Here is an 18,041-nt window from a genome sequence, read left to right as displayed (position 1 = left end):
TTCAGTTGAGTCTTGCTGGCTGCGATCAGCCCTGGCGCTGCTTGTGGCGCGGGTTCTCGCAGATGACCATGACCCGGCCGTTGCGACGGATGACCTTGCACTTGTCGCAGATCTTCTTGACGGAGGGGTTGACCTTCATAGTTGTTACCTTTGTTCGCTGTCCTCGTACCTCGCCAGGGGCTACCCGGTGGCGGGGCCGTTACTTACAGCAATCCGTTACTTGTAGCGGTAGACGATCCGGCCGCGGGTCAGATCGTAGGGGCTCAGCTCCACGATCACGCGGTCCTCAGGGAGGATACGGATGTAGTGCTGGCGCATCTTGCCGGAGATGTGGGCAAGAACCTTGTGACCGTTGGTGAGCTCCACGCGGAACATCGCGTTGGGGAGCGCCTCGATCACAGATCCTTCGATCTCGATGACACCGTCTTTTTTGGCCATAGCCTCACTGTCGCTACTAGTAGTGGTTTGCTGGTCGTGCGTTGACTGGTGCCGGACATGCAGAAAGCACGCCTAAGACACCAAGGATCAATCTTATGGGATACCGGCGCATTTCGCCAATTCTGGGTTATCATCCGCGACTGCTCTGAGCGAACAGGCCCGGAATCGCCGGTCACGGGATGGGCGTAGGCGTGATCCCGAACGGCGCGAGCTCCGCAGCCCCGCCGTCGAGGGCCGTCAGCACCCAGATGCCGTCGGTGTGCACCGCCACGCTGTGCTCCCAGTGCGCCGCGGCCGAACCGTCCTCGGTGGCGACGGTCCAGCCGTCGTCCTTCACGTAGGTGTCCTGCTCCCCCAGGACGACCATCGGCTCGATCGCGACCACGAGCCCGGGGCGCACTTCGGGGCCCTTCGAGCGCACCCGGTAATTGAACACCGGCGGCTCCTCGTGCATCCGGCGCCCGATCCCGTGGCCGATGTAGTCGGTGAGGATGCCGTAGTCGCCCTGCGACATGATGTGGTCCTCGATCGCCTCGCCCACTTCGTTGAGGTGCCGCGCGGTCGCGAGCCGGGCGATGCCGTGCCACAGCGACTGCTCGGTGACCTCGGAGAGCTTCTGCCGCTCGGCGACGCGCTCCGGATTCGCCGGGTCGGGAAGCACGAACGTGCGCGCCGCGTCGCCGTTCCAGCCCTCCTGGATGGCGCCGCTGTCGACCGAGAGGATGTCCCCCGGCTGCAGGATGCGCGAGCCGGGGATGCCGTGCACGACCTCGTCGTTGACCGACGCGCAGATCGTGTGGTGGTAGCCGGCCTCCAGCTTGAAGTTGGACGTGCCGCCGGCCGCCTCGATCGCGGCCTCCGCGATCCGGTCGAGCTCGAGCGTCGAGACGCCTGCGGCGACCGCCGCGGCGACGGCGTCCAGGGACGCGGCCGTCGCCCGGCCCGGCGCGACCATCAGTCGGAGCTGGGCGGGCGACTTGTAGAACGACCGTCGGAAAGCCATGGAGCTGTTCAGGCGACCGGCTCGCCGGCGCCCTCCAGCGGGTGGATGCCGCGCTCGGCGAGCGCCGCACGGATGCGCGCCGCGACCTCGTCCATGTCGCCCAGCCCGTCCACCTCGACCAGCAGACCGCGGTCGCGGTACACGTCGATCAGCGGCGACGTCTCGCGGACGTACACCTCCTGGCGGTGCCGGATAGCGTCCTCGGAGTCATCGGCGCGACCCTGTTCCTGTGCGCGCTTGGTGAGGCGCGCGACGATCTCGTCCTGATCCGCGACGAGCTGGATCACCGCGCCGAGCTCGTGGCCCTGGGAGGCCAGCAGCTCGTCGAGGTACTTCACCTGCTCGAGCGTGCGCGGATAGCCGTCGAGGAGGAAGCCGTCCTTCGCGTCGTCCTCCGCCAGGCGGTCGGTGACGAGCTGGTTGGTGAGGCTGTCCGGAACGTAGTCGCCCGCGTCGACGATCGCCTTGACCTGCTGGCCGAGCGGGGTCTCGTTCTTGATGTTCGCCCGGAAGATGTCGCCCGTGGAGATGTCGGGGATCCCGTACGTGCTGGTGATGCGGGAGGCCTGAGTGCCCTTGCCCGCTCCGGGAGGTCCGACGATCAGCATACGGGTCAACGCAGAAGCCCTTCGTAGTGCCGTTGCTGGAGCTGGGAGTCGATCTGCTTGACCGTCTCGAGTCCCACACCGACGATGATGAGGATGGACGTGCCGCCGAACATGAAGTTCTGGCTGGCGCCGAGCAATGCGAACGCTATCAGCGGGATCAGGGCGATGATGCCGAGGTAGATCGAGCCGGGCAGCGTCACGCGCGTCAGCACGTAGTCGAGGTACTCGGCGGTGGGGCGGCCCGCCCGGATGCCGGGGATGAAGCCGCCGTACTTCTTCATGTTGTCGGCGACCTCCTCCGGGTTGAACGTGATCGCGACGTAGAAGTACGTGAAGCCGACGATCAGGAGGAAGTAGAGCAGCATGTAGAGCGGGTGGTCGCCCTTGGTCAGGTAGTTCGTGATCCAGGTCACCCACGGGGCCGGGGCCTTGCCGGCGGCCGGCTGGTTGAACTGGGCGATCAGGGCCGGCAGGTACAGCAGCGACGACGCGAAGATGACCGGCACGACGCCCGCCATGTTCACCTTGATCGGGATGTACGTGTTGTTGCCGCCGTAGGTGCGGCGACCGACCATGCGCTTGGCGTACTGCACGGGGATGCGGCGCTGCGACTGCTCGACGAACACGACCGCGGCGACGATCAGCAGACCGATCGCGATCACCACCAACATCACCTCGATGCTCTGCGACTGGCCGATCGCCCACAGGGAGCTCGGGAACTGCGCGGCGATGGAGGTGAAGATCAGGAGGGACATGCCATTGCCGATGCCGCGCTCGGTGACGAGCTCGCCCATCCACATGATGAGGCCGGTGCCGGCGGTCATCGTGATGACCATGAGCATGATGGCGTACCAGGAGTCGTCGGTGATCAGCTGCGTGCACTGGGAGACGGCCGTGGTGCCGAAGAGGGCGCCCGAACGGGCGACGGTGATGAGGGTCGTCGACTGGAGGACGCCCAGCGCGATCGTGAGATAGCGCGTGTACTGCGTGAGCTTCGCCTGGCCGGCCTGGCCCTCCTTGTAGAGGGTCTCGAAGCGCGGGATGACCACGCGGAGAAGCTGCACGATGATCGACGCGGTGATGTACGGCATGATGCCGAGCGCGAAGATCGAGAGTTTGAGGAGAGCGCCACCGGAGAAGAGGTTGACCAGGGAGTAGAGCCCCGAGGTGTCCTGGTTGGCGTTCAGACAGGTCTGCACGTTGGCGAAGTCGACGAACGGCGCAGGGATGAAGGAGCCCAGCCGGAACAGGGCGATGATCCCCAGCGTGAAGAAGATCTTCCGGCGGAGGTCCGGGGTGCGGAAGATCCGCGCGACGGCGCTAAACAAAAGTGCGTCCTGCTTTCCTGTAAGAGTCAGTCGGGTGACCGGGAGTCCCGGCCACCCGACTGCGCTGCTTTACGGGCGGCTACTTACTTGACGGAGCCACCAGCGGCGACGATCTTCTGCTCGGCAGAGCCGGAGACCTTGTCGACCGCAACGTTCAGCTTAACCGCAATGTCCCCGTTACCGAGAACCTTGACCTTCTCGTTCTTGCGAACGGCGCCCTTGGCGACGAGGTCGGCGATGGTGACATCGCCACCGGCCGGGTACAGCTCGGCCAGCTTCTCGAGGTTGACCACCTGGTACTCGACGCGGAACGGGTTCTTGAACCCGCGCAGCTTCGGCGAACGCATGTGGAACGGGAGCTGACCGCCCTGGAAGCCCGGGCGGACCTGGTAGCGGGCCTTGGTGCCCTTCGTGCCACGGCCCGCGGTCTTGCCCTTGGAACCCTCACCGCGTCCGACGCGGGTCTTGTCCTTCTTGGCGCCCGCGGCGGGACGGAGGTGGTGCACCTTGAGGACCTGCTCGCGGGGCTCCGCGACGTCCTTCTTGGCCGGGGCCTTCTTCGCCGGGGCGGCGACGGTCTCGTCCTTGGTGCTTGCGGCGGCCTTGTCGGCAGCGGCCTTCGCCGGAGCCTTCTTGGCCGGAGCCTTCGCGGCGGCCGGCTTGTCGGCGGCAGCCTTGGCGGTGCTCTTCTTGGCGGCCGGCTTCTCGGCGGCGGCAGCCTCAGTGGTCGGCTTGTCGTCAGCCATTAGTCGATCTCCTCAACCTTCACCAGGTGAGCGACGGTGTTGACGTACCCGCGGTTCTGCGGGGTGTCCTCGCGGACGACGACGTCACCGATGCGCTTCAGTCCCAGACTGCGCAGCGTGTCGCGCTGGTACTGCTTCTCGCTCACTTTCGACTTGATCTGCGTGATCTTCAGGCGCGCGGCCATCAGGCACCTACCTTCTCTGCCTTCTTGGCGGCAGCAGCGGCCTCGGCCGCCTCGGCCTCGGCACGCAGCAGGCGCGCGGGCGCGACCTGGTCGTAGTCGAGACCACGGCGAGCTGCGACGGCACGGGGCTCCTCGAGCTGCTGCAGCGCCTCGACGGTCGCGTGCACGATGTTGATCGTGTTGGACGAGCCGAGCGACTTGCTCAGCACGTCGTGGATGCCGGCGCACTCCAGGACGGCGCGCACCGGGCCACCGGCGATGACACCGGTACCGGCGGCGGCCGGACGCAGGAGGACGACGCCGGCGGCGGCCTCACCCTGCACCGGGTGCGGGATGGTGTTGCCGACGCGCGGGACGCGGAAGAAGTTCTTCTTCGCCTCCTCGACGCCCTTCGAGATCGCCAGCGGCACCTCGCGGGCCTTGCCGTAGCCGACGCCCACCAGGCCGTTGCCGTCGCCGACGACCACGAGAGCGGTGAAGCTGAAGCGACGACCGCCCTTCACGACCTTGGAGACGCGGTTGATGGTGACGACGCGCTCCAGGAACTGGCTCTTGTCGGCGTCACGGCTGCCGCGATCACGGTTGGGGTTGCGCTCCCGGCCACCGCGGCGCGGCTCGCGCTCACGGTTGTTGTCGGTCGACGCAGCGGTCTCGACCGGCTGCGCGGTCTCCGTTACCTCAGCGGCCACGGTCTGCTCCTTGTTGTTCTCGTCGCTCACAGGTTCAGCCCACCTTCACGAGCGCCTTCGGCGACGGCCGCAACGCGACCGGCGTACTTGCTGCCGCCGCGGTCGAAGACCACGGCCTCGACACCGGCGGTCTTGGCGCGCTCAGCGACCAGTTCACCGACCTTGCGGGCCTTGGCGGTCTTGTCACCGTCGAAGCCGCGCAGGTCGGCCTCCATCGTCGACGCGGAGGCCAGCGTGTGGCCCTTGGCGTCGTCCACGATCTGGACGAAGACGTGACGGGCCGAGCGGGTGACGACCAGGCGAGGACGGACCTCGGTGCCCACGATCTTCTTGCGCAGGCGGGTGTGACGACGGTCGCGAGCGGCCGCCTTGCTCTTTCCTCTGGTACCCAGAGCCATGATTACTTACCAGCCTTTCCGGCCTTGCGACGAACAACCTCGCCGGCGTAACGCACACCCTTGCCCTTGTACGGCTCGGGCTTGCGGATCTTGCGGATGTTCGCGGCGACCTCGCCCACAGCCTGCTTGTCGATCCCGCTCACGGTGAGCTTGTTGTTGCCCTCGACCGTGAAGGTGATGCCGGCCGGCGGCTCCACGTTGACCGGGTGCGAGAAGCCGAGGGCGAACTCGACGCCCGCGCCCTTCTGCGCGACGCGGTAACCGGTGCCGACGATCTCCAGGCCCTTGGAGTAGCCCTGGGTGACGCCGATGATGTTGTTGTTGATGAGGGTGCGGGTGAGGCCGTGGAGCGAACGCGAAGCGCGCTCGTCGTCCGGACGGGTGACCAGGACCTGGCCCTCCTCCAGCTTCGCCTCGATGGGGCTCGCGACGGTGAGCGTGAGCTCGCCCTTCGGGCCCTTGACAGTGACGGTCTGACCGTCGATCTTCACATCGACCCCAGCGGGGATGTCGATGGGCAGTCTTCCAATACGCGACATGGCGGGATCACCACACGTAGGCGAGGACTTCCCCACCCACGCCCTTCTTCTCAGCCTGGCGGTCCGTGAGGAGCCCCGAGGAGGTGGACAGGATGGCGACGCCGAGGCCGCCGAGGACCTTGGGGAGCTCCGTGGACTTCGCGTAGACGCGGAGGCCGGGCTTGGAGACGCGCTTGATGCCGGCGATGGAGCGCTCACGGTTCGGACCGAACTTGAGGTTGAGCGTCAGGGTCTGGCCGACACGGGCGTCGGAGACCTCCCAGCCGGAGATGTAGCCCTCGTTGGTGAGGATCTCGGCGATGTGGGCCTTGAGCTTGGAGTGCGGCATCGACACGGTGTCGTGGTGCGCCGAGTTCGCGTTGCGCAGTCTGGTCAGCATGTCTGCGACCGGATCTGTCATCGTCATTGCAGATTCCTTTGTTCACCAGGTTTCGTGCAGCCGTTACACGACTGACGACCTGTGGTGGAAGTGGGCCGGCCGGGCGGCCGGCCCACAAAGAGACAAGACTACTAGAGTCAGTTGCTCGTCTCGTTCGAACGGAACGGGAACCCGAGCTGCTTGAGCAGCGCGCGACCCTCGTCGTCGTTCTTCGCGGTGGTCACGACCGTGATGTCCATACCGCGGACACGGTCGATCCGGTCCTGGTTGATCTCGTGGAACATCGACTGCTCCGTGAGACCGAACGTGTAGTTGCCGTTGCCGTCGAACTGCTTGTCGCTCAGGCCGCGGAAGTCCCGGATACGGGGCAGCGCGAGCGAGAGCAGGCGGTCGAGGAACTCCCACATGCGGTCGCCGCGCAGCGTGACGTGCGCGCCGATCGGCTGGCCCTCGCGCAGCTTGAACTGCGCGATGGACTTGCGGGCCTTGGTGACCTGCGGCTTCTGGCCGGTGATCAGGGTGAGGTCGTTGATCGCACCGTCGATCACCTTGCCGTCACGAGCCGCCTCGCCGACGCCCATGTTGACGACGATCTTCACGAGACCGGGCACCTGGTGCACGTTCGTGAAGCCGAAGTCCTTGGACAGGCTCGCGGCGATCTCGTTCTTGTACTTCTGCTTCAGGCGAGGCTGGATTTTGCCAGCACTCGTTGCAGTGTCCGTCATTACAGGTCCTTACCAGACTTCTTGGCGTAACGAACGCGGACCGTCTTGGTGACGCCGTCCTTCGTAACGGTCTCGGTGCGGAAGCCGACGCGGGTCGGCTTCTTGGTCTCGGGGTCGACGAGCGCCACGTTGGACACGTGGATCGGAGCCTCGTGGGTCTCGATGCCGCCGGTCTTCGTGCCACGCTGCGTCTGGCCGACGCGCACGTGCTTGGTCACGAAGTTGACGCCCTCGACGATCACGCGGTTCTTCTCCACGAGGACCTCGATGACACGACCCTGCTTGCCACGGTCGCCACCGCGGGCCTGCGAACGGCCCGAGATGACCTGGACCAGGTCGCCCTTCTTGATGTTCGCCATGGGTTACAGCACCTCCGGGGCCAGCGAGATGATCTTCATGAACTTCTTGTCGCGAAGCTCACGGCCGACCGGGCCGAAGATGCGGGTGCCACGGGGGTCACCGTCGTTCTTCAGGATCACGGCGGCGTTCTCGTCGAACTTGATGTAGGAACCGTCCGGGCGGCGGGTGTTCTTCCGCACGCGCACGACGACGGCCTTGACGACATCGCCCTTCTTGACGTTGCCGCCAGGGATCGCGTCCTTGACCGTGGCGACGATGACGTCACCCAGGCCGGCGTAGCGACGGCTCGAGCCGCCGAGGACGCGAATGGCGAGAAGCTCCTTGGCGCCGGTGTTGTCGGCGACCTTGAGTCGGGATTCCTGCTGAATCACTTGGCCTTCTCCAGAATCTCAACCAGGCGCCACCGCTTGGAGGCGCTCAGCGGACGGGTCTCGTTGATGAGAACGAGGTCGCCGATGCCGGCGGTGTTGTTCTCGTCGTGCGCCTTCACCTTGGAGGTGCGGCGAATGACCTTTCCGTACAGGGGGTGCTTCACGCGGTCCTCGACCTCGACGACGATGGTCTTGTCCATCTTGTCGCTGACGACGTACCCGCGACGGGCCTTGCGGTAACCACGGACGAGGGCCTCGTCGGCCGCCGACTCCGCGGCCGCAGCCTTGGTGGTCTCAGCCATTACTTGGCCTCCTCAGTCTCGGTCTCGGCGACCTCGGGAGCCTCAGCGGCCTCCTTCTTCGCCTTGCTCTTCTTCTCTGCCTTGGCAGGCGCCACCTCGGCCGGAGCCGGGGTCGCCCGGATCCCGAGCTCGCGCTCACGGATCACGGTGTAGATACGAGCGATGTCGCGCTTGACCGCACGCAGGCGGCCGTGGCTCTCGAGCTGACCGGTGGCCGACTGGAAGCGCAGGTTGAACAGCTCTTCCTTGGCCTTCTTCAGCTCGTCGATCAGACGCTCGTCTTCAAAGGTGTCGAGCTCGCTGGGAGCGAGCTCCTTGGTGCCGATCGCCATTACGCGTCGCCCTCCTCGCGCTTGATGATGCGTGCCTTGAGGGGCAGCTTGTGGATTGCACGGGTCATGGCCTCACGAGCGAGTTCCTCGGAGACGCCGGAGACCTCGAAGAGGACCCGACCCGGCTTGACGTTCGCGACCCACCACTCGGGGGAACCCTTACCGGAACCCATTCGGGTCTCGGCCGGCTTCTTCGTGAGCGGACGGTCCGGGTAGATGTTGATCCACACCTTGCCGCCACGCTTGATGTGACGCGTCATGGCGATACGAGCGGACTCGATCTGACGGTTGGTCACATAAGCGGGGGTCAGGGCCTGGATGCCGAACTCGCCGAAGGAGACCTTCGTGCCACCGGTCGCCTGGCCGCTACGGCCGGGGTGGTGCTGCTTGCGGTGCTTGACTCTGCGTGGGATCAACATGGTTATGCCTCAACTCCTGCTGCGGCCGGCGCGGACTCGGCGGCGGGAGCGTTGCCCCGGCCACCGCCGCGACGCGGACGGTCACGGTCGTTGCGCTCGCGCGACGGCTTCTGGTTGGCCTGCTCGCGGGCAAGCTCCTTGTTCGTGATGTCGCCCTTGTAGATCCACACCTTGACACCGATGCGACCGAAGGTGGTCTTGGCCTCGTAGAAGCCGTAGTCGATGTTGGCGCGGAGCGTGTGCAGCGGCACACGACCCTCGCGGTAGAACTCCGAGCGGCTCATCTCGGCGCCGCCGAGACGGCCCGACACCTGGATGCGGACACCCTTGGCGCCGGCGCGCTGGGCGCCCTGCAGGCCCTTGCGCATCGCGCGGCGGAAGGCCACGCGTGCGGCGAGCTGCTCGGCGATGCCCTGAGCGACGAGCTGGGCGTCGGCCTCGGGGTTCTTGACCTCGAGGATGTTCAGCTGGATCTGCTTGCCCGAGAGCTTCTCGAGGTCGGCGCGGATGCGCTCGGCCTCGGCGCCACGGCGACCGATCACGATGCCCGGACGGGCGGTGTGGATGTCGACGCGGACGCGGTCGCGGGTGCGCTCGATCTCGATGCGGGACACGCCCGCGCGGTCGAGCGACGTCTTCAGCAGAGTGCGGATCTTGACGTCCTCAGCGAGGTAGTCGCTGTAACGCTGACCCTTCTTCGTGCTGTCGGAGAACCAGCGCGACACGTGGTCGGTGGTGATTCCCAGACGGAAGCCGTACGGGTTGACTTTCTGACCCATTAGTTGCTCGCCTTCTTCGTGGCCTTGGCGTCCTGAACCTCATCCGGCGTCGCGAGGACGATCGTGATGTGGCTGGTGCGCTTGTTGATGCGGAAGGCGCGGCCCTGCGCACGCGGCTGGAACCGCTTGAGGGTCGTGCCCTCGTCCACGAAGGCGCGGCTCACGTACAGGTCCTGCTCGTCCAGGTAGGTGTTGCTCTGGTCGGCCTTGACGCGCGCGTTGGCGATCGCCGACGCGACGAGCTTGTAGACCGGCTCGCTCGCGCTCTGCGGGGCGAACTTCAGGATGGCCAGGGCCTCCTGGGCCTGCTTGCCGCGGATCAGGTTGACGACGCGGCGGGCCTTCATGGGGGTGACGCGGATGTGACGCACGCGTGCGATCGACTCCACCATTTCTCTCCTCCTTACGCCACCGCGTTAGCGGCGGCGACCCTTCTTGTCGTCCTTCACGTGACCACGGAAGGTGCGGGTCGGCGCGAACTCGCCGAGCTTGTGACCGACCATGGTCTCGGTGACGAACACCGGGATGTGCTTGCGACCGTCGTGCACCGCGATGGTGTGACCCAGCATGGCCGGGACGATCATCGAGCGGCGCGACCAGGTCTTGATCACGTTCTTGCTGTTGGCCTCGTTCGCGGCGACCACCTTGCGAAACAGGTGCTCGTCGACGAAGGGGCCCTTCTTGAGACTGCGTGGCATCTTCTCGAACTCCTACTTACGCTTCTTGCCGGCGTTACGGCGGCGGACGATGAGCTTGTCGCTTTCCTTGTTGGGGTGGCGCGTGCGGCCTTCCTTCTGACCCCACGGGCTGACCGGGTGGCGACCACCGGAGGTCTTGCCCTCACCACCACCGTGCGGGTGGTCGATCGGGTTCATCGCGACACCGCGGACGGTCGGGCGGACGCCCTTCCAGCGCATGCGGCCGGCCTTGCCCCAGTTGATGTTCGACTGCTCGGCGTTGCCGACCTCGCCGATCGTGGCGCGGCAGCGCACGTCGACGTTGCGGACCTCGCCCGAGGGGAGGCGCAGCTGGGCGTAGGGGCCGTCCTTCGCGACGAGACGGACCGAGGCGCCGGCGGAGCGGGCCAGCTTGGCGCCACCGCCCGGCTTCAGCTCGATCGCGTGCACGACGGTACCGGTCGGGATGTTGCGCAGCGGCAGGTTGTTGCCCGGCTTGATGTCCGAGCCGGCGCCCGACTCGACCACGTCGCCCTGCTTCAGCCCGGCCGGAGCCAGGATGTAGCGCTTGGTGCCGTCCACGAAGTGGAGCAGCGCGATGCGCGCGGTGCGGTTGGGGTCGTACTCGATGTGCGCGACCTTGGCGTTGACGCCGTCCTTGTCGTTGCGACGGAAGTCGATCACGCGGTACTGGCGCTTGTGGCCACCACCGATGTGACGGGTCGTGATGCGACCCTGGTTGTTGCGGCCACCGGTCTTCGACAGCGGACGGAGAAGGGACTTCTCCGGCGTCGACCGGGTGATCTCGGCGAAGTCGGCGACCGAGGAGCCGCGACGACCGGGGGTCGTGGGCTTGTAGTTACGAATAGCCATGTCTGTCTTCCTCTAGTCTCAGCCGACGGCCGTGAAGATGTCGATGGAACCGGACTTCAGCGTGACGATGGCACGCTTGGTGTCCTTGCGCTTGCCGGTGCCGAACTTGGTGCGGCGGGTCTTGCCCTGACGGTTCAGGGTGTTCACCGACGCGACCTCGACCTTGAAGATCGACTCGATGGCGAGCTTGATCTCGGTCTTGTTCGAACGCGTGTCGACGAGGAAGGTGTACTTGCCCTCATCGATCAGGCCGTAGCTCTTCTCGGAGACGACCGGGGCGATGATGATGTCGCGCGGGTCCTTGTTGACGGCGGCCATTACGCGTTCACCTCTTCCTTCTTGGTCTTGGACGAGATGAAGCCCTCGAGGGCGGCCTGCGAGAAGACGATGTCGTCGCTCACCAGGACGTCGTAGGCGTTCAGCTGGTCGTAGGTCAGCACGTGCACGGACGGGACGTTGCGCACGCTCTTGAAAGCGAGCTCGTCGTCACGCTCCAGCACCACGAGGACGTGGCGGGAGGTCGCGACGCCGCTGAGCAGCTCCACGACGGCCTTGGTCGAGGGAGCCTCGCCGGTCGTGAACGCCTGCACGGCGTGGATGCGGCTGCCGCGGGCGCGGTCCGAGAGGGCGCCGAGCAGAGCAGCGGCGATCATCTTCTTCGGGGTGCGCTGCGAGTAGTCGCGCGGGTTCGGTCCGTGGACGACGCCACCGCCGGTCATCTGAGGAGCGCGGATCGAGCCCTGACGAGCGCGGCCGGTGCCCTTCTGCTTGAACGGCTTGCGGCCGGCGCCGGAGACCTCGCCACGACCCTTGGTCTTGTGCGTGCCCTGGCGCGCTGCTGCAAGCTGGGCGGTCACGACCTGGTGGATCAGCGGGATGTTGGTCTGAACGTCGAACAGGGAGTCCGGAAGCTCGATGGAGCCGGCCTTCTTGCCCTTGAGGTCGACGACGTCAATCGAGGTAGCCATTTACCTTAGGCCCCCTTCACTGCGTTGCGGACGAAAACGATGCGGCCACGAGCGCCGGGAACGGCGCCCTTGACGAGCAGCAGGCCCTTCTCGGCGTCGACGGCCTGGACCTTGAGGTTCAGGACGGTCACGCGCTCGCCACCCATGCGACCGGCCATGCGCATGCCCTTGAAGACACGGCTCGGGGTCGAGGAGGCGCCGATGGAGCCCGGCTTGCGGTGGTTGCGGTGCGCACCGTGCGAAGCGGAGACGCCCTGGAAGTTGTGGCGCTTCATGACACCGGCGAAGCCCTTGCCCTTGGAGGTGCCGACGACGTCGACCAGCTGGCCGGCCTCGAAGGTGGCGTCCACGGTGAGCTCCTGGCCGGCCGAGTACTCGGCGGCGTCAGCGGTGCGGACCTCGGTCAGGTGACGGCGCGGCGTGACGCCGGCCTTGTCGAAGTGACCGGCGGCCGGCTTGTTGACCTTGCGCGGGTCGATCTGGCCGTAGGCGATCTGGACGCCGTTGTAGCCGTCGACCTCGGGGGTGCGGACCTGGGTCACGACGTTCGGCGTGATCTCGATGACGGTGACGGGGATGAGCTTGTTGTTCTCGTCCCAGACCTGGGTCATGCCGAGCTTCTTACCGAGGAGGCCCTTGGAGGTCTTGGTCTCGATGTTGGACATAGCGGCACTCCCCCTTAGAGCTTGATCTCGATGTTGACGTCGGCGGGCAGGTCGAGACGCATGAGCGAGTCGACGGCCTTGGGCGTCGGGTCGATGATGTCGATGAGCCGCTTGTGCGTGCGCATCTCGAAGTGCTCGCGGCTGTCCTTGTACTTGTGGGGCGAACGGATGACGCACACCACGTTCTTCTCGGTGGGAAGCGGCACCGGGCCGACGACGGTCGCGCCTGCACGGGTCACCGTGTCGACGATCTTGCGCGCCGAGGTGTCGATGACCTCGTGGTCATACGACTTAAGCCGAATGCGGATCTTCTGTCCCGCCATGTCTGACTCTCTCTCTTGTTATGGCGTCGTACGAGACGGCTCTTTCGAACCGCGCTCGCATTGGACGCAGTGCGACGTACGCGTGGGAAACGCCACTATTCTTCTGTCAACTCACGCACGCCTCGAGGCACAGGAATTCCCTGCTTTTCGAAGATGTCGATTGTGAGCATGTCCTGCTGCCTGCGGCCTAACCTCCGACCGCGGGCCCGAAGGCGCCTGCGGCGGGCTATGCACTGCCTGGCAGTGATCCGTTCGGAGCGCACGTCAGCGCACTCGTTCCGAAATGTTGAACCAGACAAGTTTGCCAGATGCGGAGCGATGCTGCAACCCGGGCGTGTCGCGGGTGCGTCAGCGACCGTAGAAATCGCTCCACAGGGGCGACGCACTGGCGTGTTCTCCACAGATTTCCGTCGTCCCGTCTGGGAGGCTGGGCCTCTCGCCAGGCTGGACGACATGACAGCACTGCACGAGTCCTCCAGCTCGGGCCGCCTCCATCGGCTGCACCTCCGCGCCGTCGAGCCGGGGCGCCAGGCCACACTCCGTCAGATCGATCGATCGCGCTCGCGGAGAGAGCAGCTCGAGCGGTTGCAACTCTTCGCAGCGATGCGGGCCCGAAGGCCGGTGTTCGCCTACTGGTCGGCGGCGCTCATCCACGGCCTCCCGCTGCTCAACGCTCCGCCGGCCACCATCCACATCCTCGCCGCGGGTTCGGCCGAGAGCGCCGCGCACGGCGTCGTCTCGCATCGGCGGAGGACATCGGCGGCGACGGTCCCCAAGCACGGGCTCACGGTGACCCCGGTCGCAGAGACGGTGGCCGCGCTGGCCGGGCGGACATCGTTCCTGGAGGGGGTCGTGCTCGCCGACCATGCCCTGCACACCGGGGCGTTCGGCGATCGGGATCCACTCACGTCCCGCGTGGAACTCATCGCGGCGGCCGGGTTGTTGACCGATCCGGCGGAGCGACGGCGTTCTCTCGCGGTGGCGGGGTTCGCGGACGGGCGTTCCGAGTCGCCGCTCGAGTCGGTCAGCCGGGCCACGATGGCGCTCGCAGGGGCTCCCCCGCCGGAGTTGCAGCTGCGTGTGCACGACCTGTTCGGCGTGCTCGCCCGGCTTGACTTCTGCTGGCCGGAGCTCGCGATCGCCGGCGAGGCCGACGGGGCCGAGAAGCTTCAGCATCCGGCGTTCCAGCGCTTCCCCGAGGTGCGGCAGGAGCTCGCGGCGCGGGCGGAACGGGACAGGCGCATCGAGCAGACCGGCCTGCGCTTGGTCCGCTGGCGCTGGGCGACCGGGCGGAGGGTGGATCTGATGCGGGAGCTCCTCCTCCGGGAGGGCGTCCCGCTCGATCCGCAGAGGAGGCTTGCCGAGCTCGGGCTGGAGTAGGGCGCCAAGAACGGGAAAGCGGGACCGGCGTCCGCCGATCCCGCTCCGAACGGCGCCTCGCGCCGCCGCTCTCGTGGTTCCAAGACCGCCTAAGCGGTGTCCGAACTCTTCGTCCGTGCTCCGGTCAGCGGCTTGGTCTGGTTTGCGAGGTCCATGCTCACCATAGGCGGTCTCCCTTCGTCGACGGACCCGTTCGGTTGAAACGGTGCACCAATTCTGCGCCCGACCCGGCGAGAGGTAAACCCCTGGTGACGGATCAGGGCTCGGTCCTCTGCGATTTCAGCCTCTGCCTCGCACGCGTCCGGCCGCCAGCCGGCGAAGGGCCGGACCGAACTCGGCGAAGCGTCGCGCCACGTAATCTTCGAGCCGTCGCGCGCTCTCCGGGTTGGGGTCGGCGCTTCCGACGCGGCCCAATCGGACAAGAGCGGCCGCGAGGCTGTCGACGAGCCGGTGCGCGGGCGCGTCCTCCACGATCACCAGCTGGTCGCCCACGCTGGGCTGGAGCTCGGCGACAGCGGGCGACGCCTGAGTTATCACAGGCTTGCCGCAGGCCAGTCCCTGCCAGACCTTGTTCGCGAGGACGGTCTGCGCCTTCCTGGAGTTCCCGAAGACGCCCAGGACCACATCATGCGCGCCGATCAGCTCCGCGAGCGCGGACTCCGGAACGGGGCCGCGGAAGTCACACAGTTCAGCGACGCCCAGCTCGTGCGCGGCCTGCTCGATGGAAGGCCTCAGGCGTCCGTCCCCGACGAGCGTCAGCAAGATCGGCGTCTCCCGCGCGGCCCGTCCCAGCGATTCGAGGACGACGGGCAGTCCATGCAACGGTGCGTAGTTCCCGTAATACAGCACGCGCAGCGCGTCCGACGGCTTCGGCGTGGCCGCCGGGACGGCCCAGGCCGGCGCGCCGACCGGAAGGCACATCACCCGCACCCCGCGATGGGCCGCTTCGATCGCCCCCGCACGGACGTCCGTGTCGATCAGCACGAGGTCCGCGAGACGGTAGGCGATCGTGTCGGCGAGCCGGAGCAGCCGAGCCTTGGGTGAGCCGACCCGGGCTCGTCCCCAGTCCTCCACCTCCGTCTCGTACTTCCCGACGAAGGCGTCGACGACGAACGCACCGCGATTCAGACGCGCGACCAGCCAATAGAGCGGGGCGAAGCCGTTCGAGAACTCGGACAGGATGTACACGTGATGGCGATTCACCCACGTGAGCGCACGCCACAGATCCTGCAGGACGCGGCGCGGCTTCGCGCCGTCGTCGCCGCGGAGCGCGACAGTCACCTCGACGTCGTCGAGCGTGGCGAGATACGCGCGCACACGCGCGTTGCGAGGGTATTCCTCGTCCCAGACCCGACAGTATGCAACCTTCATGACTACTCTCCCGCACCGAGCCGAGGACGACGTGCGCTCCGGGAGCCGAAGCTCCGTAGGAATACACGAATACCGCGCAGCACGCTCACTCCGAAGTAGGCGTACGCATACCGACCGGGGCTCCCGAGGCGCACGGCCGCTCCGAAGCAGCGGGCGAGCCCCACGAAATCGCCCGCCCGCGAAGCCCGGTCCGCGGGTGCGGTGAGGAAGAAGTCCCCCCGGATCCGCGGCGAGTGCTCGGCCAGGTGCTCGCGGCCCCACTCGATGCTCCCCCGCCAGTTGGGCTCGGTCGTCAGCGAGTCCTCCGAACCGACCGGACGGAAGGACAGCGGCGCGTACTGGCATGCCATCGGCGTCCCCTGCCGCTGGACGAGTCGGAGGAGCCATTCCCAATCCTGGTGCAGTCGGACAGCCGGATCCCACGGTTCTCGTCGTCCCAGCCTGGTCGGGAAGAGCAGAGTGGAGGACTGGAACTGCGGCGAGTCCGAACGCAATGCGGAGCGTTGCAACAGGTAGGCCGGGATATCGGCGATGGGGAGCCCGCCTGGGTCGGCGGTCGGCACGATCCGTCGCGCCCCCGTCACCGAGTCCAGCTCGGTGATCGCGCAGCTCACCAGCCAGTTGTCGTCCCCGTTCCGCCCGAAGACGGCGCGAGCGAACTGCAGCTGAGAGGAGAGCTTCTCCGGTGACCAGAGGTCGTCGTCATCCAGCAGCGCGATCAGCGGGTGCCGCGCTGCGGCGATACCCGCCCGGCGAGCCCCGTTCCCCCGGCCGGCGGGATCGGACCGGATCACGCGCACCCGCGGGTCGGCGAAAACCGGCGATTCGCCGCTCCCATTCATCACCACGACAACCTCGACGTCGACATCGCGCTGGTCGAGCGCTGTTCGCACGGCTGCGGCCAAGCTGTCGCGCGAGCCTGTGGTCGGGATGACGACGGACACGCTCGTGGACGTCAGGCTGGCGTCCATCGCCTCCTCCGTCACCGTCCGCGCACCGAGCGCAGGAGGCCATGTGCGAACAAGGCCGCTCGGAGAAGCGGCGCGTAGAACGGTCCGCCGAACACGATCAGACGCGCGTGCAGCACCGCCTTCGCGTCGATTCGCGCGATCTTCCGCAGGTCGAGTGTCGCGATCTCGGCCCGGGCGAGACGCCGGCCCAGCCGTACCGTGTCGCGGCTCGCGCGGAATCGCACGGGAGTGAACGCGACGGCGAGCGCGTAGAACCAGAGCCGGAAGTAGTCGACGAGCAACGGGTCGACGCCCTCGTCGCGGGCGACCCGGACCAGCGCGTCCCGTGCGACCCCATAGCGTTCGAGCGCCGGGTTCCTCGTTCGACTGAGCGAACCCTCCCGGTTCAGGTAGGTGTACACCGTGGCCGGCACGGTGACCACCGTGGTGATCCGCGAAAGCGCGGTCACCGTGCCGACGAAATCCTCCTGCGGACTGTTCGACGGGAACACGTCCCCTGCGAGCGCCGAGCGTCTGATCAGCTTGCTCCACAGGAACCCCTGAATGCAGCCGCGGAGGACGAGATCAAGGGCGCCCAGCCGGTCGAGGACGAGCGTCCGGGGCACGCCGTCGATGCGCCTGCCGTATGCGGCATCCGGCCGCCGATAGTCCGCGCAGCCGATCGCCATGTCGGCGTCGTGCTGCTGGGCCGCGGTCACGAGCGTGTCGAGCGCCCGCACAGGCCAGAGATCGTCGGCGTCGATGAACCAGACATATTCGCGGGCCGCAGAGCGCAGTCCGAGATTGCGACTCTCGGCGAGGCCCCGGTTCTCGGGCGCCGGGACCACGAGGACGTGCGGTTTCCCCTCCGCCCACGCCGACAACAGGTCGAGAGTCCTGTCGGTCGAACCGTCGTCGACGAGCACGAGCTGCGCGTGTCCGAGGAAGCTCGCCTCAACATTGCGGAAGAAGCCGGGCAGGTAGCGCTCCTCGTTGTAGAAGCAGGCGATCACGCTGACCGGGAGTTGCTCGTCGGGCTCGGGCACAGAGTCACTCCTCAGGATCGGCGCGATTGCGCGGAACGACGCCCACGTAGCGCCGCCAGCGATCGAGTGTTCCACAGGGCGTCCTCCCGGCCTGACGGACTTCGCGCCACGACGCCTCGCGCACCTGCGTTACCCGCCCGCGTTTTCACCCCGGTGGAAGACCCGCTCGCTCCACGACGAAGGGCCG

At 66.9% G+C, this 18,041-nt stretch carries 29 protein-coding genes; 1 reads left to right on the top strand and 28 read right to left on the bottom strand.

All coding sequences use genetic code 11. The features are described 5' to 3' along the window. Positions 1–25: 25 nt before the first annotated feature. The 25 genes from rpmJ to rpsJ all read right to left on the bottom strand — a co-directional run bounded on the left by rpmJ (position 26) and on the right by rpsJ (position 13,107). Positions 26–139 carry a 50S ribosomal protein L36 gene (gene rpmJ / locus AC1ROW_RS15155; RefSeq protein ID WP_011186712.1) on the bottom strand — a complete coding sequence of 38 codons (114 nt, stop codon included), beginning with the start codon at positions 137–139 and terminating at the stop codon, positions 26–28. Between the two features lie 77 nt (positions 140–216). Beyond that, positions 217–438 (bottom strand): translation initiation factor IF-1, encoded by a 222-nt coding sequence (gene infA, locus AC1ROW_RS15150; protein WP_011186713.1) that lies wholly within the window; start codon positions 436–438, stop codon positions 217–219. A gap of 172 nt (positions 439–610) precedes the next feature. After that, on the bottom strand, positions 611–1,441 hold the full coding sequence (gene map, locus AC1ROW_RS15145) for a type I methionyl aminopeptidase (RefSeq protein ID WP_493019731.1): 831 nt from the start codon (positions 1,439–1,441) through the stop codon (positions 611–613). Between the two features lie 8 nt (positions 1,442–1,449). Further along, a complete protein-coding gene (locus AC1ROW_RS15140; RefSeq protein ID WP_493019730.1) occupies positions 1,450–2,058 on the bottom strand; it encodes an adenylate kinase in 609 nt (202 codons plus the stop codon). Continuing rightward, a complete protein-coding gene (gene secY / locus AC1ROW_RS15135; protein ID WP_179605010.1) occupies positions 2,055–3,377 on the bottom strand; it encodes a preprotein translocase subunit SecY in 1,323 nt (440 codons plus the stop codon). Before secY ends, AC1ROW_RS15140 begins: the two co-directional genes overlap by 4 nt. Positions 3,378–3,460: 83 nt before the next feature. Then, positions 3,461–4,123 (bottom strand): 50S ribosomal protein L15, encoded by a 663-nt coding sequence (gene rplO, locus AC1ROW_RS15130; protein ID WP_493019729.1) that lies wholly within the window; start codon positions 4,121–4,123, stop codon positions 3,461–3,463. Further along, positions 4,123–4,308, bottom strand: a complete 186-nt coding sequence (rpmD, locus tag AC1ROW_RS15125; protein WP_021759561.1) for a 50S ribosomal protein L30 — start codon at positions 4,306–4,308, stop codon at positions 4,123–4,125. The genes rplO and rpmD overlap by 1 nt, the downstream gene beginning before the upstream one ends. Then, a complete protein-coding gene (rpsE, locus tag AC1ROW_RS15120; protein ID WP_179605009.1) occupies positions 4,308–5,027 on the bottom strand; it encodes a 30S ribosomal protein S5 in 720 nt (239 codons plus the stop codon). The genes rpmD and rpsE overlap by 1 nt, the downstream gene beginning before the upstream one ends. Continuing rightward, positions 5,024–5,395, bottom strand: a complete 372-nt coding sequence (gene rplR / locus AC1ROW_RS15115) for a 50S ribosomal protein L18 (protein WP_493019728.1) — start codon at positions 5,393–5,395, stop codon at positions 5,024–5,026. Before rplR ends, rpsE begins: the two co-directional genes overlap by 4 nt. 2 nt (positions 5,396–5,397) lie before the next feature. Further along, positions 5,398–5,934, bottom strand: a complete 537-nt coding sequence (gene rplF, locus AC1ROW_RS15110; RefSeq protein WP_493019727.1) for a 50S ribosomal protein L6 — start codon at positions 5,932–5,934, stop codon at positions 5,398–5,400. Positions 5,935–5,941: 7 nt separating this feature from the next. Next, the gene (gene rpsH / locus AC1ROW_RS15105; RefSeq protein WP_179605006.1) at positions 5,942–6,340 is read right to left on the bottom strand and encodes a 30S ribosomal protein S8; all 399 of its coding nucleotides are present in this window, start codon (positions 6,338–6,340) and stop codon (positions 5,942–5,944) included. A 110-nt stretch (positions 6,341–6,450) separates the two neighbouring features. Then, entirely contained in the window at positions 6,451–7,038 is a 588-nt protein-coding gene (gene rplE / locus AC1ROW_RS15100) for a 50S ribosomal protein L5 (protein ID WP_493019726.1), read from the bottom strand. Continuing rightward, on the bottom strand, positions 7,038–7,397 hold the full coding sequence (gene rplX, locus AC1ROW_RS15095; RefSeq protein WP_158865608.1) for a 50S ribosomal protein L24: 360 nt from the start codon (positions 7,395–7,397) through the stop codon (positions 7,038–7,040). Before rplX ends, rplE begins: the two co-directional genes overlap by 1 nt. Before the next feature lie 3 nt (positions 7,398–7,400). Continuing rightward, the gene (gene rplN, locus AC1ROW_RS15090) at positions 7,401–7,769 is read right to left on the bottom strand and encodes a 50S ribosomal protein L14 (protein ID WP_018191958.1); all 369 of its coding nucleotides are present in this window, start codon (positions 7,767–7,769) and stop codon (positions 7,401–7,403) included. Beyond that, entirely contained in the window at positions 7,766–8,071 is a 306-nt protein-coding gene (rpsQ, locus tag AC1ROW_RS15085) for a 30S ribosomal protein S17 (protein WP_018191959.1), read from the bottom strand. Before rpsQ ends, rplN begins: the two co-directional genes overlap by 4 nt. Beyond that, positions 8,071–8,403: a 50S ribosomal protein L29 gene (rpmC, locus tag AC1ROW_RS15080; RefSeq protein WP_208041273.1), complete on the bottom strand. Its 333-nt coding sequence runs from the start codon at positions 8,401–8,403 to the stop codon at positions 8,071–8,073. The genes rpsQ and rpmC overlap by 1 nt, the downstream gene beginning before the upstream one ends. Beyond that, positions 8,403–8,822 carry a 50S ribosomal protein L16 gene (rplP, locus tag AC1ROW_RS15075; RefSeq protein ID WP_055894786.1) on the bottom strand — a complete coding sequence of 140 codons (420 nt, stop codon included), beginning with the start codon at positions 8,820–8,822 and terminating at the stop codon, positions 8,403–8,405. The genes rpmC and rplP overlap by 1 nt, the downstream gene beginning before the upstream one ends. A 2-nt stretch (positions 8,823–8,824) precedes the next feature. Next, a complete protein-coding gene (gene rpsC, locus AC1ROW_RS15070) occupies positions 8,825–9,601 on the bottom strand; it encodes a 30S ribosomal protein S3 (protein WP_179605002.1) in 777 nt (258 codons plus the stop codon). Then, positions 9,601–9,993 (bottom strand): 50S ribosomal protein L22, encoded by a 393-nt coding sequence (gene rplV, locus AC1ROW_RS15065; RefSeq protein WP_179605001.1) that lies wholly within the window; start codon positions 9,991–9,993, stop codon positions 9,601–9,603. Before rplV ends, rpsC begins: the two co-directional genes overlap by 1 nt. 24 nt (positions 9,994–10,017) lie before the next feature. After that, entirely contained in the window at positions 10,018–10,299 is a 282-nt protein-coding gene (gene rpsS, locus AC1ROW_RS15060; RefSeq protein ID WP_018191964.1) for a 30S ribosomal protein S19, read from the bottom strand. A gap of 12 nt (positions 10,300–10,311) precedes the next feature. Then, positions 10,312–11,151, bottom strand: coding sequence for a 50S ribosomal protein L2 (rplB, locus tag AC1ROW_RS15055; protein WP_179605000.1), 840 nt, complete (start codon positions 11,149–11,151; stop codon positions 10,312–10,314). Positions 11,152–11,169: 18 nt separating this feature from the next. Next, positions 11,170–11,469, bottom strand: a complete 300-nt coding sequence (gene rplW, locus AC1ROW_RS15050; protein ID WP_179604999.1) for a 50S ribosomal protein L23 — start codon at positions 11,467–11,469, stop codon at positions 11,170–11,172. After that, the gene (gene rplD / locus AC1ROW_RS15045; protein WP_493019725.1) at positions 11,469–12,119 is read right to left on the bottom strand and encodes a 50S ribosomal protein L4; all 651 of its coding nucleotides are present in this window, start codon (positions 12,117–12,119) and stop codon (positions 11,469–11,471) included. The genes rplW and rplD overlap by 1 nt, the downstream gene beginning before the upstream one ends. Positions 12,120–12,124: 5 nt before the next feature. Continuing rightward, the gene (rplC, locus tag AC1ROW_RS15040) at positions 12,125–12,784 is read right to left on the bottom strand and encodes a 50S ribosomal protein L3 (protein ID WP_493019724.1); all 660 of its coding nucleotides are present in this window, start codon (positions 12,782–12,784) and stop codon (positions 12,125–12,127) included. A 14-nt stretch (positions 12,785–12,798) separates the two neighbouring features. Then, positions 12,799–13,107: a 30S ribosomal protein S10 gene (rpsJ, locus tag AC1ROW_RS15035; RefSeq protein ID WP_005050520.1), complete on the bottom strand. Its 309-nt coding sequence runs from the start codon at positions 13,105–13,107 to the stop codon at positions 12,799–12,801. Positions 13,108–13,560: 453 nt separating this feature from the next. On the opposite strand from rpsJ, the gene AC1ROW_RS15030 reads away from it, so the two are divergent. After that, positions 13,561–14,487 (top strand): hypothetical protein, encoded by a 927-nt coding sequence (locus AC1ROW_RS15030; RefSeq protein WP_493019723.1) that lies wholly within the window; start codon positions 13,561–13,563, stop codon positions 14,485–14,487. 279 nt (positions 14,488–14,766) lie between these two features. On the opposite strand, the gene AC1ROW_RS15025 is transcribed toward AC1ROW_RS15030, so the two are convergent. From AC1ROW_RS15025 to AC1ROW_RS15015, 3 genes are read right to left on the bottom strand one after another with little or no spacing between them, the layout of a single operon-like run. Next, positions 14,767–15,804, bottom strand: a complete 1,038-nt coding sequence (locus AC1ROW_RS15025) for a glycosyltransferase (protein WP_493019722.1) — start codon at positions 15,802–15,804, stop codon at positions 14,767–14,769. A gap of 56 nt (positions 15,805–15,860) precedes the next feature. Continuing rightward, the gene (locus tag AC1ROW_RS15020) at positions 15,861–16,829 is read right to left on the bottom strand and encodes a glycosyltransferase (protein WP_493019721.1); all 969 of its coding nucleotides are present in this window, start codon (positions 16,827–16,829) and stop codon (positions 15,861–15,863) included. Between the two features lie 11 nt (positions 16,830–16,840). Further along, positions 16,841–17,854: a glycosyltransferase family 2 protein gene (locus AC1ROW_RS15015; protein WP_493019720.1), complete on the bottom strand. Its 1,014-nt coding sequence runs from the start codon at positions 17,852–17,854 to the stop codon at positions 16,841–16,843. Positions 17,855–18,041: the final 187 nt, after the last annotated feature.

The organism is Leifsonia sp. GW821-FHT13C09, assembly GCF_058806435.1.
This window is presented reverse-complemented; position numbering and strand designations above follow the sequence as displayed.

What these genes read in the sequence shown, in the direction of transcription:
- rpmJ (WP_011186712.1), bottom strand. Translation starts at nt 139, where the DNA reads ATGAAGGTCAACCCCTCCGTCAAGAAGATCTGCGACAAGTGCAAGGTC.
- infA (WP_011186713.1), bottom strand. Translation starts at nt 438, where the DNA reads ATGGCCAAAAAAGACGGTGTCATCGAGATCGAAGGATCTGTGATCGAG.
- map (WP_493019731.1), bottom strand. Translation starts at nt 1,441, where the DNA reads ATGGCTTTCCGACGGTCGTTCTACAAGTCGCCCGCCCAGCTCCGACTG.
- rplO (WP_493019729.1), bottom strand. Translation starts at nt 4,123, where the DNA reads ATGGCTGACGACAAGCCGACCACTGAGGCTGCCGCCGCCGAGAAGCCG.
- rpmD (WP_021759561.1), bottom strand. Translation starts at nt 4,308, where the DNA reads ATGGCCGCGCGCCTGAAGATCACGCAGATCAAGTCGAAAGTGAGCGAG.
- rplR (WP_493019728.1), bottom strand. Translation starts at nt 5,395, where the DNA reads ATGGCTCTGGGTACCAGAGGAAAGAGCAAGGCGGCCGCTCGCGACCGT.
- rplF (WP_493019727.1), bottom strand. Translation starts at nt 5,934, where the DNA reads ATGTCGCGTATTGGAAGACTGCCCATCGACATCCCCGCTGGGGTCGAT.
- rpsH (WP_179605006.1), bottom strand. Translation starts at nt 6,340, where the DNA reads ATGACGATGACAGATCCGGTCGCAGACATGCTGACCAGACTGCGCAAC.
- rplE (WP_493019726.1), bottom strand. Translation starts at nt 7,038, where the DNA reads ATGACGGACACTGCAACGAGTGCTGGCAAAATCCAGCCTCGCCTGAAG.
- rplX (WP_158865608.1), bottom strand. Translation starts at nt 7,397, where the DNA reads ATGGCGAACATCAAGAAGGGCGACCTGGTCCAGGTCATCTCGGGCCGT.
- rpsQ (WP_018191959.1), bottom strand. Translation starts at nt 8,071, where the DNA reads ATGGCTGAGACCACCAAGGCTGCGGCCGCGGAGTCGGCGGCCGACGAG.
- rpmC (WP_208041273.1), bottom strand. Translation starts at nt 8,403, where the DNA reads ATGGCGATCGGCACCAAGGAGCTCGCTCCCAGCGAGCTCGACACCTTT.
- rplP (WP_055894786.1), bottom strand. Translation starts at nt 8,822, where the DNA reads ATGTTGATCCCACGCAGAGTCAAGCACCGCAAGCAGCACCACCCCGGC.
- rpsC (WP_179605002.1), bottom strand. Translation starts at nt 9,601, where the DNA reads ATGGGTCAGAAAGTCAACCCGTACGGCTTCCGTCTGGGAATCACCACC.
- rplV (WP_179605001.1), bottom strand. Translation starts at nt 9,993, where the DNA reads ATGGTGGAGTCGATCGCACGCGTGCGTCACATCCGCGTCACCCCCATG.
- rpsS (WP_018191964.1), bottom strand. Translation starts at nt 10,299, where the DNA reads ATGCCACGCAGTCTCAAGAAGGGCCCCTTCGTCGACGAGCACCTGTTT.
- rplB (WP_179605000.1), bottom strand. Translation starts at nt 11,151, where the DNA reads ATGGCTATTCGTAACTACAAGCCCACGACCCCCGGTCGTCGCGGCTCC.
- rplW (WP_179604999.1), bottom strand. Translation starts at nt 11,469, where the DNA reads ATGGCCGCCGTCAACAAGGACCCGCGCGACATCATCATCGCCCCGGTC.
- rplD (WP_493019725.1), bottom strand. Translation starts at nt 12,119, where the DNA reads ATGGCTACCTCGATTGACGTCGTCGACCTCAAGGGCAAGAAGGCCGGC.
- rplC (WP_493019724.1), bottom strand. Translation starts at nt 12,784, where the DNA reads ATGTCCAACATCGAGACCAAGACCTCCAAGGGCCTCCTCGGTAAGAAG.
- rpsJ (WP_005050520.1), bottom strand. Translation starts at nt 13,107, where the DNA reads ATGGCGGGACAGAAGATCCGCATTCGGCTTAAGTCGTATGACCACGAG.
- AC1ROW_RS15030 (WP_493019723.1), top strand. Translation starts at nt 13,561, where the DNA reads ATGACAGCACTGCACGAGTCCTCCAGCTCGGGCCGCCTCCATCGGCTG.
- AC1ROW_RS15020 (WP_493019721.1), bottom strand. Translation starts at nt 16,829, where the DNA reads ATGGACGCCAGCCTGACGTCCACGAGCGTGTCCGTCGTCATCCCGACC.